The 13027-nt window shown below is 63.5% G+C and carries 10 protein-coding genes; all 10 read left to right on the forward strand.

Annotation, left to right across the window (positions count from 1 at the left end; translation table 11 throughout):
* The first annotated feature begins 19 nt into the window (after nucleotides 1-19).
* The 10 genes from BW995_RS10245 (at nucleotide 20) to BW995_RS10290 (ending at nucleotide 12794) form a co-directional block, all read left to right on the forward strand.
* The gene (locus BW995_RS10245; protein ID WP_076400194.1) at nucleotides 20-1012 is read left to right on the forward strand and encodes a Rossmann-fold NAD(P)-binding domain-containing protein; all 993 of its coding nucleotides are present in this window, start codon (nucleotides 20-22) and stop codon (nucleotides 1010-1012) included.
* Nucleotides 1009-1872, forward strand: coding sequence for a hypothetical protein (locus tag BW995_RS10250; RefSeq protein ID WP_076400195.1), 864 nt, complete (start codon nucleotides 1009-1011; stop codon nucleotides 1870-1872). The genes BW995_RS10245 and BW995_RS10250 overlap by 4 nt, the downstream gene beginning before the upstream one ends.
* Complete coding sequence (locus BW995_RS10255; RefSeq protein WP_076400197.1) at nucleotides 1869-3626, forward strand: radical SAM protein; 1758 nt, start codon at nucleotides 1869-1871, stop codon at nucleotides 3624-3626. The genes BW995_RS10250 and BW995_RS10255 overlap by 4 nt, the downstream gene beginning before the upstream one ends.
* Nucleotides 3623-4786: an oxidoreductase gene (locus BW995_RS10260; RefSeq protein ID WP_076400199.1), complete on the forward strand. Its 1164-nt coding sequence runs from the start codon at nucleotides 3623-3625 to the stop codon at nucleotides 4784-4786. The genes BW995_RS10255 and BW995_RS10260 overlap by 4 nt, the downstream gene beginning before the upstream one ends.
* A gap of 16 nt (nucleotides 4787-4802) precedes the next feature.
* Nucleotides 4803-6686, forward strand: a complete 1884-nt coding sequence (locus tag BW995_RS10265) for a hypothetical protein (RefSeq protein ID WP_076400200.1) — start codon at nucleotides 4803-4805, stop codon at nucleotides 6684-6686.
* A 15-nt stretch (nucleotides 6687-6701) separates the two neighbouring features.
* Nucleotides 6702-8309, forward strand: a complete 1608-nt coding sequence (locus tag BW995_RS10270) for an aminoglycoside phosphotransferase family protein (protein WP_076400202.1) — start codon at nucleotides 6702-6704, stop codon at nucleotides 8307-8309.
* The gene (locus tag BW995_RS10275; protein ID WP_245821387.1) at nucleotides 8306-9184 is read left to right on the forward strand and encodes a transketolase; all 879 of its coding nucleotides are present in this window, start codon (nucleotides 8306-8308) and stop codon (nucleotides 9182-9184) included. Before BW995_RS10270 ends, BW995_RS10275 begins: the two co-directional genes overlap by 4 nt.
* Nucleotides 9184-10137 carry a transketolase family protein gene (locus BW995_RS10280; protein WP_076400204.1) on the forward strand — a complete coding sequence of 318 codons (954 nt, stop codon included), beginning with the start codon at nucleotides 9184-9186 and terminating at the stop codon, nucleotides 10135-10137. The genes BW995_RS10275 and BW995_RS10280 overlap by 1 nt, the downstream gene beginning before the upstream one ends.
* A 250-nt stretch (nucleotides 10138-10387) precedes the next feature.
* Nucleotides 10388-11401 (forward strand): SDR family oxidoreductase, encoded by a 1014-nt coding sequence (locus BW995_RS10285; protein ID WP_076400205.1) that lies wholly within the window; start codon nucleotides 10388-10390, stop codon nucleotides 11399-11401.
* 304 nt (nucleotides 11402-11705) lie between these two features.
* Complete coding sequence (locus BW995_RS10290) at nucleotides 11706-12794, forward strand: type II asparaginase (protein WP_084194742.1); 1089 nt, start codon at nucleotides 11706-11708, stop codon at nucleotides 12792-12794.
* The last annotated feature ends 233 nt before the right edge of the window (nucleotides 12795-13027 follow it).

Here is a 13027-nt window from a genome sequence, read left to right on the forward strand (position 1 = left end):
AATCCAAGGAATGCAGGCGATGGGCAGCCCCTCTCTTTTCCTCGACGGCACAACGATTCTGCTGCTGGGTGGCAGCCGCTTTTTCGGGCGGACCATCCTCTCCGAGCTGTTGGCCAGCGGGGCACGGGTGGTGCGGCTGACGCGCGGGCTGCGCGATCAGGACCATCCGCCGCAGCACCCCAACCTGATTTGCCTGCACGGCGACCGCAATGATGCGGCGCTGCTGGCCGACATCCGCGACCGCTATCGCCCGCGGATGGTGGTGGACAACATCCTGTACCATCCCGATGGTGCGCGGATGATGGAAACGGTGTTCGCTGGCGCCTGTGACCTGCTGCTGTTCACCTCGACGGTGATGAGCTACCTCAACGCCACCCTCAGTGGCGTTTCCTTGCGTGAAGAGCAATGGGAGCGCAGTGTCCACGCCGAGGGGATGGAAGCGATCTATGGCGATGGTGAAATCGTCTATGGTCAGAACAAGCGCCAGTGCGAAGACATCCTCAGTCACAGCAAGACGCTGCCCTCGCTGATCCTGCGCCTGCACAACGTGGCGGGCGAGGATGACTTTTCCGGCAAGTCGTCGCTGATCCCGCGCGCCCTGTGGCAGGCGGCACGGGCCGGACGACCGCTGTATCTGCGCGGTACGCCCGACCACAGCTATCAACAGGTGTGGGCGGGGGACATGGGGCGGGTGGTTTGCGGGCTGCTGCGGCGGTTTGTCGAGCAGGGCCGGACCGGGCTGGCCGATGCCTATAACGTCGCCCTGCCGCCGATCCGGTTGGGGGACTATGTTGCCATGCTGCTGGCGGGCATGGATACTCCGCCCGAAATCCGCTGGGTTGGCGAGGGCATCGACCGCGACAATCCGAACATCCTTTCTCCCTATCCGCGCAATGTCCGTCTTGATCCGGCGCGGCTGGTGCGTGATCTGGCCCCGGTGGCGTTGACCCCCTATGCCGACTGGCTACCGTTGCTGATGAGCGAAGCCGCCCGGCTTGAGGAGGGTGGATGAACCAGCCACTCGCCTGCCTGATCGGAGCCGACCTGCCGCTGGGCGACGTGATCCGCGCCCTCGACCTGCTGGTGCGGGCTGGAGTGGCCTCGGCAGCCTCGCCGGTGCGTTGCTTTGTGCCGCCGGAGCGGATGCCGCTGTGTGCCCCGTGGGGGGAGGCGTTCACGGTCGCCCCCGTTGAGGAGGCTGCCGACGGACTGCCCCGCCAGGTTTTGTATCTCAGCCTTGCTCCTCTGCCACCGGGGATCACAGGGCGGGTGCTGACGCTGGAGGCGCTGTTGCCCGCCGGGGAAACCCTGAAACAGCGCACCCAATCCTTGCCACAGGCTCTGCTGGCCGCCTTGGGCCTTACAGAGACAGTCTTGCTGCCCGCCGTGCCACCGGCGGCGGTTCCGTTGCCCGGGTTTGACGTGGCACTGAACTGGCGGGTTCCGGCGGACTGGCAGCTCAAGACCCTACCGCCCGCGCTGTGGGATGCGCTGGAACAGGCGTTGACGCAACGTGGTCTGCGGGTGACCCGTCAGCCTGAACAGGATGATGGACTGGCCGGGTACATGGCATGGTGCGCGTCGGCGCGGGTGATGGTGTCCTGTGTCGGGCTGGGCTGTCACCTCGGTTTGCTGTACCGCCGTCCAACCGTGATTCTGGCCGGGCCAACGCTGTACGACGAGGCGCTGGACGACCCGCTGTGCCACCTGCTGTCGCCTGTGGACCACTGCCCGCAGCGGCCCTGCAACGCGCCGCGCTGTTCGTGGTCCCCGAGCGGAGACCTGTCCATGGACGGCTGCATGCCGCGCCATGACCTGTCCGCCATCATCCCCCGTATCCTGTCATGTCTGGCACAGGAGGCTGTACCATGAGCCTGTCTGCCCAAGCCACCATCACCTATCTGGACTTCACGGCCTTTCTCGATGGCCTGAGCGGGGCCGAGCGCGACCATCTGGCGGCCCAGACGCTGCTGTTCGTCTACCCGGTGCTGCAAGCCAACCGTTTTGAACGGATTGAACAGCCGGTCGGTCAGCGCCAGTTGATGGCGTCCTGTCAGGCGGCGGGCTGCCGGGTTGATCACGCCATTGCTCACGGCAGCGACGGGCAGGAGTGGCAAATCACCCGCAGCCCCGACGCGAGCGATACGCCGCCGCAATGGGTGGTGCTGAACCCGATGATTGCCCTGTGGCCGCTGCTGGGGGAGTTGTGTCAGGTCCTGCGCAGCGCTTTCCCGCACGCAACGCTGGTGGTGCATACCTCGGACCAGCATCAGCACGAAAAGCTGATAGGCGGGCCGCGTGCGCCGGTGATTGCGCAAAAGCTGCTCGATCAGGTGGCGACGGTGGACGCAGTGCTGATTGGTTTTGCCGAACACAGCCTGCTGTCGCTAGTGCTGGGGCAACCGAGCGGGCTGGTTCTTCATCGTCACTCGTCCGCAGAATCCGCGCCGCGTGGAGCCTATTTCACCATGGACAGCCTGCCGCGTCCGCCGTCACTGTCCCGCTCGGCAGCCGAACAAAAACGTGGCATCCGGGTCCAGCGTGGACGGGGCTGTCTGGCGCCGTGTACCTATTGCATCGAGAGCCAGGCCAACCGGGTGGCGGCAGGCGAGCGGCCATGGGACGGAGCCGGGATCAGCGGTTTTGTCCAGCACATCAACGCGCTGTCTCAGGCGGGCTATTTCTTCATCAACCTGATGGACAGCAGCTTTGAAGACCCCGGGCGGCGCGGGATTGACGATCTGCGGCTGTTCTGCCGGATGCTGGTCAAGCAACAGGTTCAGGTGTCGATCAAGATGCACCTGCGCGCCGAAACGGTGCAAAAGCTGAGCGATGACGACCTTGTCCTGTTGAAGTCCGCCGGGGTTGATGTTCTGGTGATCGGCATTGAGTCCGGCAGCAACGAGGAACTGGCCTTCTTTCACAAGATTGCCGACCGTGAAACCGCGCAGGCGTCGGTCAGGCGGCTGGAACAGAATGGCCAGTTTGCCACCATCCTGGGCTACATGATGTTCGGCCCGACCACCACCATGGCCATGCTGCACGAGAAAATTGCCTTTCTGGGGGCGATCGGGCGCGGCTGGGACTTCCTCAACCTGACCAACCGGGTGCTGGTGTTCTGGGGCAGCCGGATGCACGACCAGTTGATTGAGCGCGGGCTGGCTGATGAGGATGATGCCCACGTCGGCTGGGTGCCCTATCGCTCTGCCGATCCGGCTGTGGCGGTGCTGGCCGAGCGTTTCGATGAGCTGAAACGGGCCAGCGGGGTCTATGCCCGGCTGAACAACCGGATGTATGACGCCATCAACCTTGAAAGCCGTCTGCTGAACCCGGCGCACCAGTCCTATCGCCAGCGGGCGGGCGAGCGTTTCGACCGGTTCCAGCAGGCGCTGCGGGCGCGGGAAGCGGCGCTGTCACAGCGCTATGTCACGGCCTTTACCGCCTTGCTGGCCGACCCGACCCATCCGTTCGTTGCCGAGGACGAGATTGCGCCGCTGATCGGGCAACTGGATCAGGACATGCAGGCCCTGCTGGCCTTCCTTGACCCCGGTGAACAGCCGGAAACCCTGCAACTGCAAACCTGGATGTCGGCGGTCAATGTGCTGGGAACCGGGGGGCAGGGATGAGTTATCACCGGATCACCCGCCCGCTGGCAACCGTCGCCGGGCCGCTGCGCAACCGGCTGGTCTGCTCGCCGGTCTCGGTCAATCTGGCCGACCCCAGCGGGGCGGTGAATGATGAAATCCTCCATTTTTACACCAGTATGGCCCGCTCCGGCGCCGGGCTGGTGACCATTGGCGCAACCTCGGTATCACCGGAAGGCGGCTCGACCGAACACGGGCTGAAAATCGGCCCGCCCGCGCTGGATGACGGGCTGCGGCAGTTGGCCAGCGCGGTGAAAGCCTGCGGAGCGCTGGTGTCGTTGCAGGTGTTCCATGTCGGGGCGCAGGGCAACACCGCCCATTCCGGTCAGCCGGTGGTCGGGCCGTCACCCTATACCTGCCCGGACATCGGCATTCTGGCCGAAGAACTGAGCCTGTCAGCGATCGCCCGCATCGAGGACGAGTTCGCCGAGGCCATCGTCAGGGCGTTGGCGCTGGGCTTTGATTTTGTCGAACTGCATATTGCTCACGGCTATCTGATCCACCAGTTCCTGTCGCCCTTTTTCAACCGTCGGCAGGATCATTATGGCGGCTCGCCGGACAATCGCCTGCGCTTTCTGTGCGCCATCCGCGACAAGGCCGAAACCCGCTCTCCCGGCTGTTTCCGCCGGGTGGGAGCGCGGTTGTCGGCCTGTGATTTCATCGCCGGTGGCTTGCTGCCTGCGGACATGAAGGCGGTGGTGGGAGTGATCGAGCAGGCCAGTGGTGGCGACGGCGGAGCCTATTACGTGGTGTCGGCGGGGATTTATGAAACGGCGCGTCTGAAATACCCGGCGATGCGACGCGGTGATTACTGGCGCTGGGCCGGATATCTGGCCGGGTTGACGTCGCGGCCGGTGGTGGCGCAAGGCGGGGTGCGCACCCTGTTGCAGGGCGAGGAAATTCTCGCTGCCCAGCCGGTGGCACTGATCGGGATGGCGCAGGCGCTGATTGCCGATCCCGATCTGCTGCACAAGGCGCTGGCGGGCGACGAGGGCACAACGGCAGTGTGCATTGAATGCGGGCGGTGCCGTTACATCAAGCGGTCGGATTTGACCTTTGATTGCCTGTTGGAGCCGGGGTATCATCCGCGGGTTCGCGACACAGCGCATCATCTTGCGGCTCCGGCTCTTCTTTCCAACTGACAGGAATAATGAACTAATGGCGTGTGGTCAGAACGGGCAGCTTGTCGAAATTGAAACCATCACCAGTAATGATGGTGTGATTTTGTTGTCCGGGATTGCGGTGGCTGATCATGATCAGCTGGAGATCCGGCTGTCGCTGCCTGTGGGGCAGGAGGTGCTTTATCGCAGCCTGTCGCATCAGCCGCACCGCTTTGCGGCGGCTCTGGCGGGTGACCCGGACCGCAAGGTTGGTTTCACGATTGCCCTTTCGTCCCGGGCCCTGCCGTCCGGGCAGGACCTGGTGATTGATTTCATGCTGCAGGGTGCGCCGTGGGACCGGATCGTCCTATCTACCGATGATCTGGCAGATCGTGAACCGCCGGAGCCGACCGGGTTGCAGATCGGCTGTGAATTGCTGGCCTACGTGCCGCACACGCAAACGCTGGTGTTGTCGGGAAATGTTACCGGGGTTGCTGATCTCGAACCGGTAACACTGGGGATTGTCATTGATGGTGCCGGGATTGCCTCCTGTCGGGTGAACGAGCTGCGCCCGCAGCTGGTCGAAGACAAACGGAAGGCGGGCATCCCGATGTCTCCGACGCCGGGCTGGACGGCGATTGTTTCGCCGTTCCCCTGTCCGACCACGCAAACCAGCGTGTCCATTGTTTATCGTGATGGAGAGCGCACACTGACGTGGCCGGTGGAGGTGTCGCCTGAGGTCATCGAGGTCGATGATGGGTATGCCGCTGAACGGGCACCAGACAGCCCGGCCCGACAGGTGCCGTTGAAGCTGTTTATCGGCCAGAACAACCGTTGGGGGCAAGCCCACCACCGCGAGGCGTTACAGGCCAAGGTCGAACGGCAACTGGCCGATGCCCCCGGCAAGCGGCTGCTGGCGATCTATGATACCGCCGACATGCCGTTTTCCTTTGACTTTCTCGGCTTCCTCTGCGGTGCCGAGGGCCGGCGACAGGCGTTGGGGCTGGAGGCTATCGACCTGTGTATCATGGCGCACCAGCAAGACCCCAGCCCGGACCGCCATGCCTATGTCACCAGCGAAAGCTTTCGCCACCGCATGTGCAACCTGCTTTTCGAGGCCGCCCGCCTGCTGCCCAGCCTCGGCTCGACCTTTCATTTCAACAATCGCCAGCAGTTGCAGGCGTTTCTTGCCGCCTGTGGCGACAGTTACCAGCTCCATCCCGGCTATTACGACGTCACCCTGCCGCATGAATTGAATGTGCTTGACCGGGCGGCCAGCCACATGCTGCTGCCAGCCTCGCAATGGGCACGCGACGGGCGGCAGCCCTATGTGTTGCAGCCGCCGAACGAAATGATCTATCTGGCGCGCAAGTGGATGCTGGCCCACTGCTACCCGCGTATTCCGGTGACCGTTACGCTGCGCGACTGGGGCAAGGACAGCGAGCGCAATTCCAACGTGGCCGCCTGGCAGGCGCTGGTCGATCACTTTGCCGATGCGCCGATCTGTTTCATCCTGCTGCCGGATTTCAACGCCCTGTACGAGCCTGCGCCGCTGACCGGGCCGAACGTGGTGCTGTGCAACGAAGCGGTGGTGCAACTGTCGTTGCGGGCGGCGTTCTATGATCAGGCGACCTTTAACCTGATGACCGTCGGTGGCCCGTCGGAAGTCACCATGTGCCTGAGGGACGGGCGGTTCATGGTGTTCAACTACATGCACCATCTGTCTGCCGGTCGCCCGGTTGATGCCCTGTTCCAGGGCTTCCCGCTCAGTCACCCGCGACCGGGGGCCCATGAGTACGAAAAGATCATTCTGTCCTATGACACGCCGGATCGCCTGATCGCCGAGACCACCGCCATGTTTGAACGGTTGCAACAGGATCAGCGCTGGACTCCCGGATTTTACGAGCAGGTCGGAGCCCCCGGCAATGCCCGGCTGATGTAGCCCCCGGCAATGCGGATGACCCCGCCGCCGCTGATCGGCCTTGACCTGGACAACACCCTGATTGATTACGAGACCTTGTTCTGCACCGAGGCGGTCAGGATGGGGCTGTTTCCGGCTGGGGTGACGGCGGGCAAGGCAGCGGTGCGGGCGCACATTCAGGCCCATGGTCAGGGCGACATTGATTGGCAACACCTGCAAACGCGAGTCTACGGCGAGGTGATCGACGAGGCCCCACTGTTTGCCGGAGCCGCTGCCTTTGTGCAGGCGGCGCAGGCGGCCGGAATTCCGCTGGTGATCATCAGCCACAAAAGCCGCCATACCCACATCAGCCCCGATGGTCCCAACCTGCGCGATGCCGCCCGTCGCTGGCTGGCCGCCCAGCCTGATCTGTGCGGGCTGGTCGAGCGGGAACAGGTACATTTTACCGACACGCGGGCCGACAAGATTGCCCTGATTCGGGCGCTGGGCTGCACGGTGTTCGTCGATGATCTGGCGACGGTGCTGGATGACCCGGCCTTTCCGCCTGAGGTGTTGGCGGTGCATTTCGCTCCCGGTCCGGCCCCGGTCAGTCAGCGGGCGGCGGTGCGCTGCGCCCGCTGGGAGCAGGTGACCGATACCGTGTTTGGCACTCTGCCGCTGGCCCGTTTGCACGAGGTCTGCGGTAAACCCCTGAGTTGGTCCACACCGGTGGGTGGTGGCCGCAACAACCGCTTGCTGCCGTTTTCCGGTCCCACTGGCGAGGTGTTGCTGAAGGTCTATCCTCATCGCCCCGAACGCCAAACGGACTCGTTTGAAGCCGAGCGGGCGGCGCTGGAGTTCTGCCAGACGGTCCCGGCGCTGGCCGGGGCGACGCCGCGCCTGCTGGGCAGTGGCGAGCGCTGTTGCCTGCTCGAACGGATGGAGGGCGTCCCGGCTTTGACCGACCGCCGTTCCGGGGATGTTGCGGCGATGCTGGCCTTTGTGCAGACGCTGTGGCAGGTGTCGCACGGCCAGCCACAGGCGCAGGCGCTGGGGGCTGCGGCCGAGGCCTGTAGCGATGCGGCCAGCGTGCTGGCACAGGTGCAGCAGCGGCTGGAGCGATTGCGTCCGGTGGCGCATCCGGCGTTGCAGGCCTTTTTGCATGACCAGATGGACCCGGCGGTACAGGATGCCTGCCGTCGGCTGCAACCACGCCTGACCACAGACCAGCCTTTGCCGCGTGCGCTGCAAACCCTGTCTCCGGCTGATTTCGGGCTGCACAATGCCTTGCGCCACCCGGATGGGCGGCTGGTGTTCCTTGATTTTGAATACTTTGGCTGGGATGATCCGGTGAAGCTGGTGGCGGAAACCGCCCTGCATCCGGGCCATGCCCTGTCCGCCGCCGAGCGGTCGGCATGGCTGCATGGCTGTCTGGAGTTTTACCGCCAGCGGGACGAGGACTTCCCCGCCCGGCTGGCCGATCTGGGGCCGCTGTTTGCCCTGCGCTGGGCGTTGATTGCCCTGAACGAGTTCTTGCCGCGGGATGTTTCCCGCAGGCAGTTTGCCGGAGCTTTGGGTCAATCGCCCGAGGCCCTTGAAACACGCCGCCTTCAGCAACTGGAGACGGCGCAATCCTTGATCTCTGCCTGGGAGCCAGCCGGATGAGCACCGCCCTGCCGCCGCCCCGTCTTTCCACTCCGTCGATGGCCAACCGCTGGGCCGAGGCCAGTCTGGCCCAGCCGCTGGACCAGCGCAGCCGGGCCTTGCGCCGTCTGGTGATCCGCGCCCTCGACGGTGGCGAGCGTGGGCATATCGGTCCGTCGATGTCGCTGATTGAAATCATGCGCAGCCTGTATGACCACGTTGCCCGTCATGACCCGAAAAACCCCGACTGGCCGGAGCGGGACCGGATCATCCTGTCCAAGGGCCATGGCTGTCTGGCCCTGTACGCCCTGTTGGCCGACCACGGTTATTTCCCCGATGCGGAAATCGAGACCTTTTGCCGCCGGGACTCCCGGCTGGGCGGCCACCCCGAACGTGGCAAGCTGCCGGGGGTCGAGGCTTCGACCGGCGCACTGGGCCATGGCCTGTCGATTGGTCTGGGGATGGCGCTGGCCGCCCGCCTGCGCGGACAAAGCCATTCGGTGTTCGTGGTGATGGGCGACGGCGAGATCAACGAAGGCTCGGTGTGGGAAGCGGCGATGGCGATCGGCAAGCACCGGCTGGAACGGCTGGTGGCGGTGGTCGATTACAACAAGCTGCAATCCTATGGCCTGACCGATGACGTGCAGCCACTGGAGCCGCTGGCCGACAAGTGGCAGGCGTTTGGCTTTGAAACGGTGCAAATCAACGGCCACGATGTCGAGGCGATGACCGCCGCCCTGACCGCCCCGCGCAACGGCAAGCCGCTGGCGCTGATCTGTCACACGGTGAAGGGCAAAGGCATTCCGTGGGCGGAGTTTTCCCCCGAATGGCACCACAAGTCGCGGCTCAACCCGGATGAAATCCAGGCCCTGTATGCTGCTCTGGAGGCGGAATAATGCGCAAGGCAGCACTGAATACGGCCTATCTGCTGGCTCAACAGGACGAGCGGGTGGTGTTCATCGGCTCTGATCTGGGGGCCGGAACGCTGGCCGGGATGAAAGAGACCCTGCCGGAGCGCTTTTTCATGGAAGGCATTGCCGAGCAGAATCTGGTCGGCATGGCGGCGGGGATGGCGATGGAAGGGCTGGTCCCGTTCGTCAACACCATTGCCACCTTTCTGACCCGCCGCTGTTTTGAACAGATTGCGGTGGACCTGTGCCTGCAGAACCTGCCGGTGCGGCTGATCGCCAACGGCGGCGGGGTGGTTTATGCTCCCCTCGGCTCGACCCATCTGGCGCTGGAAGACATCGGTATCCTGCGGGCCTTGCCCAACATCACCATTCTGGCCCCGTCGGACGCCAAAGAGATGATTGCGGCGGTCAAGGCCACCGCCAGCGTGCCGGGGCCGGTGTACATCCGGCTGGGCAAGGGCGGTGATCCGGTGATCTTTGGCGCTGACGAGACCTTTGCCATCGGCAAGGCATCGCTGAAGAAAGCCTTTGCCGGGACGTCCGACGCCCGGCGGCGGGTGGGGATCATCTCCACCGGGGTGATGACCCATCGCTGCCTGCAAACCGTTGCCGCGCTGACCGGGCAGGGGCTGGATGTGGCGGTGCTGCATCTGGCAACGCTGAAGCCGCTGGACGAACAGGCCATCCGCGATCTGGCGGCAGGCTCTGACCTGCTGGTGACGGTCGAAGAGCATTGCCCGCATGGTGGCCTGCATTCGGCAGTGCTGGAAACGCTGCATGCGCCGACGGCGGGGCCGTTGATGCCGGTGGGGCCGGTGCTGCGCCTGTCGCTGCCCGATGCCTTCCCGACCGCCTATGGCTCGCAGGAGCAGTTGCTGGAGCTGGCCGGGCTGGACCCGGACGGCATCACCCGGTCGATCCTGGCGGCGGCGGGTTAAGTGTTATGACAGGACACGACAAACAGAAAACAGGATCATGGAGCGCTGCTCCAAACCTCGCCGGGGCCTTGAGGCCCCGGACCCCATTCCTTTGATAGTGAAAGAAAGAATGGGGGTTTGGGGGCATCGCACCCAAACGGGTTCGGGCGGTAGCCCGCTCTTGTTTTCCAACTGTCGTGTCCTGTGAAGTATTACAACAGTCTGGCGGGGTGCCACATGCGCCCCGCGTGGTAGAACGGGAGCACAGACCATGCGGTCCGGAGTGGATGTTGTCACAGGTGGGGCCGGGTTCATCGGCAGCCATATCGTGGATGCGCTGGTACACAGCGGCCGTCAGGTGCGGGTGATTGACAATCTGGCGGTGGGCAAGCTGTCCAATCTGGCGCAGCACAAGGACAACCCGGCGGTCACCTTTCACCGGGCCGATGTTGCCGACAAACCGGCGATGATGGAGCTGATTGCCGGGGCCGAGCGGGTGTTCCACATGGCGGCGATGGCCGACATTGTGCCGTCGATCCAGAACGCCGAGCAGTATTTCCGCGCCAACGTCGATGGCACCTTTGCGGTGCTGGAAGCGGCCCGTGCGGCAGAGGTGAAGAAATTCCTCTATACCGCCTCGTCGTCCTGCTACGGCATTCCGGAAAGCTGGCCGACGCCGGAAACCCAGCCGATTGATACCCGCTATCCCTATGCGCTGACCAAATACCTCGGCGAGCAACTGGTCCTGCACTGGGCGCAATTGTACGGCATGCCGGTGTGCAGCCTGCGCCTGTTCAACGTCTATGGCCCTCGGGCGCGCACCTCGGGGACCTATGGCGCGGTGTTCGGGGTGTTTCTGGCACAATTGCTGGCAGGCAAGCCGTTGACGGTGGTCGGCGACGGTACCCAGACCCGCGACTTTACCTTTGTCACCGATGTGGTGCGGGCCTTTTTGACCGCTGCCGACAAGGGCACACCGGGGCGGGTGTATAACGTCGGCACCGGCGCGCCGGTCAGCGTCAACCGGCTGGTCGAGCTGCTCAATCCGCCCGAGGTGGTTTACATCCCCAAGCGTCCGGGCGAACCCGATTGCACCATGGCCGATACCCGCCGCATTGTCAGCGAACTGGGCTGGACGCCGCAGGTATCCTTTGAGCAAGGAGTGGCGATCATGATGCAGCACATTGATGCCTGGCGGGATGCCCCGGTATGGACCACCGACAGCATTGCCGATGCGACGGCGGACTGGTTCAAGTATCTGGGGCCCTCGTCTGCGGCACAATAAGCGGGGTGCCCGCAAGCCGCACTGCTGCACTGCGATAAAAAGACCCCGGTTTCCGTTGGAGCCGGGGTCTTTTCATATAAGGAGCGTCGGATTTTGTTCGGAAAACCGGATGAAAAGACGCTCAAATATCCGGTTTTCCGAATGTCATTTTATGGTCTGAGGCTAAAAAGTAAGCAGAAAATGGCGGATTTCCTCGCGTTATGTGTAAGATGAATATCTGGCATGCGTTTTGCTGATAGACATGCATCCCTCCCGCTCTGTCGGGCCGGGTTTCATCAAACGCTTCGTTCTGAGAGGAAGTTGCATGTCGTTTATTTCCGCCCGTTGGCTGACCACGCCGCTGTTCGCTGCCGCCTGCTCTGTTGGGCTGCTGGCCTCGTCCCCCAGCTTTGCCGATGAAAAACTTCCGAACGTGATGATCCTGGCCACCGGTGGCACCATTGCCGGGACCGGTGCCACCAGCACCACCACCGTCGGCTATACCGCTGCCAAGATTGGTGTTGAGCAGCTGATCGAAGCGGTGCCGGAACTGAAGAAGGTCGCCAACGTCAAGGGCGAGCAGGTGTTCCAGATCGCCAGCGAAAACATGACCAATGACCATTGGCTGAAGCTGTCGAAGCGGGTTAACGAACTGCTGGCCAAGCCGGATGTCGATGGCATCGTCATCACCCACGGCACCGATACCATCGAAGAAACCGCCTATTTCCTCGATCTGACCGTTCACAGCGCCAAGCCGGTGGTGATCGTCGGCGCCATGCGTCCGGCGACCGCCATCAGCGCCGACGGCCCGATCAACCTCTATAACGCTGTCAGCTTGGCGGGCAGCAAGGATGCGGTCGGCAAGGGCGTGCTGGTTGCGCTGAACGACCAGATCAACGCAGGCCGTGACGTCACCAAGACCAACACCTCGACCGCTGACACCTTCCGCACCCCGGAACTGGGCATGCTGGGCTACATGCAGGGTGGCCTGCCGCACTTCTACCGCCAGCCGGTGCGCAAGCACACCACCGAAAGCGAGTTCGACGTCAGCAAGCTCGACAGCCTGCCGCAGGTTGACATCGTTTATGGCTATGCCAACAACAACCGCATTGCGCTGGATGCCTTCGTGAAGGCCGGTGCCAAGGGCATCATCCACGCTGGTGTGGGCGATGGCAGCCTGTCGAACGCCATGAAGCCGGGCCTGATTGATGCCCGCAAGGACGGCGTGGTGATCGTGCGCAGCTCGCGCGTTGGCAACGGCATTCTGGCCCGCAACGGCGAAGCCAACGATGACGAACTGGACTTCGTGGCCAGCGACACCCTGAACCCGCAGAAAGCCCGCATCCTGCTGATGCTGGCCCTGACCAAGACCAGCGACACCAAGGCCATCCAGAAGATGTTCTACACCTATTAAGGCGTATTTGTCTTTCTCGAGTCTCCTTTTGCGTCGCGGTCTGTCGCAGACTGCGACGCACATTCCGAACCCCTCCTGACGGTCTCCCCTTGATCGTCAGTTCCTCTAACGCTGGTGGTTGCAAAACCACCAGCGTCTTTTTTTTAGAGCAGCGTGCGTTGAAGAGGACGCAGGCACGCTGCTCTAACCTTTTGTTCTGTCGCATTGTTGTTGCGAAAACCGGTTCCCACTTT

This window comes from Insolitispirillum peregrinum (assembly GCF_900156605.1).
GTDB classification, from domain to species: domain Bacteria; phylum Pseudomonadota; class Alphaproteobacteria; order Rhodospirillales; family Rhodospirillaceae; genus Insolitispirillum; species Insolitispirillum peregrinum.

Excerpts from the sequence above, each read along its gene's own strand:
- BW995_RS10245 (WP_076400194.1), top strand. The coding sequence starts at position 20 with ATGGGCAGCCCCTCTCTTTTCCTCGACGGCACAACGATTCTGCTGCTG.
- BW995_RS10250 (WP_076400195.1), top strand. The coding sequence starts at position 1,009 with ATGAACCAGCCACTCGCCTGCCTGATCGGAGCCGACCTGCCGCTGGGC.
- BW995_RS10255 (WP_076400197.1), top strand. The coding sequence starts at position 1,869 with ATGAGCCTGTCTGCCCAAGCCACCATCACCTATCTGGACTTCACGGCC.
- BW995_RS10260 (WP_076400199.1), top strand. The coding sequence starts at position 3,623 with ATGAGTTATCACCGGATCACCCGCCCGCTGGCAACCGTCGCCGGGCCG.
- BW995_RS10265 (WP_076400200.1), top strand. The coding sequence starts at position 4,803 with ATGGCGTGTGGTCAGAACGGGCAGCTTGTCGAAATTGAAACCATCACC.
- BW995_RS10270 (WP_076400202.1), top strand. The coding sequence starts at position 6,702 with ATGACCCCGCCGCCGCTGATCGGCCTTGACCTGGACAACACCCTGATT.
- BW995_RS10275 (WP_245821387.1), top strand. The coding sequence starts at position 8,306 with ATGAGCACCGCCCTGCCGCCGCCCCGTCTTTCCACTCCGTCGATGGCC.
- BW995_RS10280 (WP_076400204.1), top strand. The coding sequence starts at position 9,184 with ATGCGCAAGGCAGCACTGAATACGGCCTATCTGCTGGCTCAACAGGAC.
- BW995_RS10285 (WP_076400205.1), top strand. The coding sequence starts at position 10,388 with ATGCGGTCCGGAGTGGATGTTGTCACAGGTGGGGCCGGGTTCATCGGC.
- BW995_RS10290 (WP_084194742.1), top strand. The coding sequence starts at position 11,706 with ATGTCGTTTATTTCCGCCCGTTGGCTGACCACGCCGCTGTTCGCTGCC.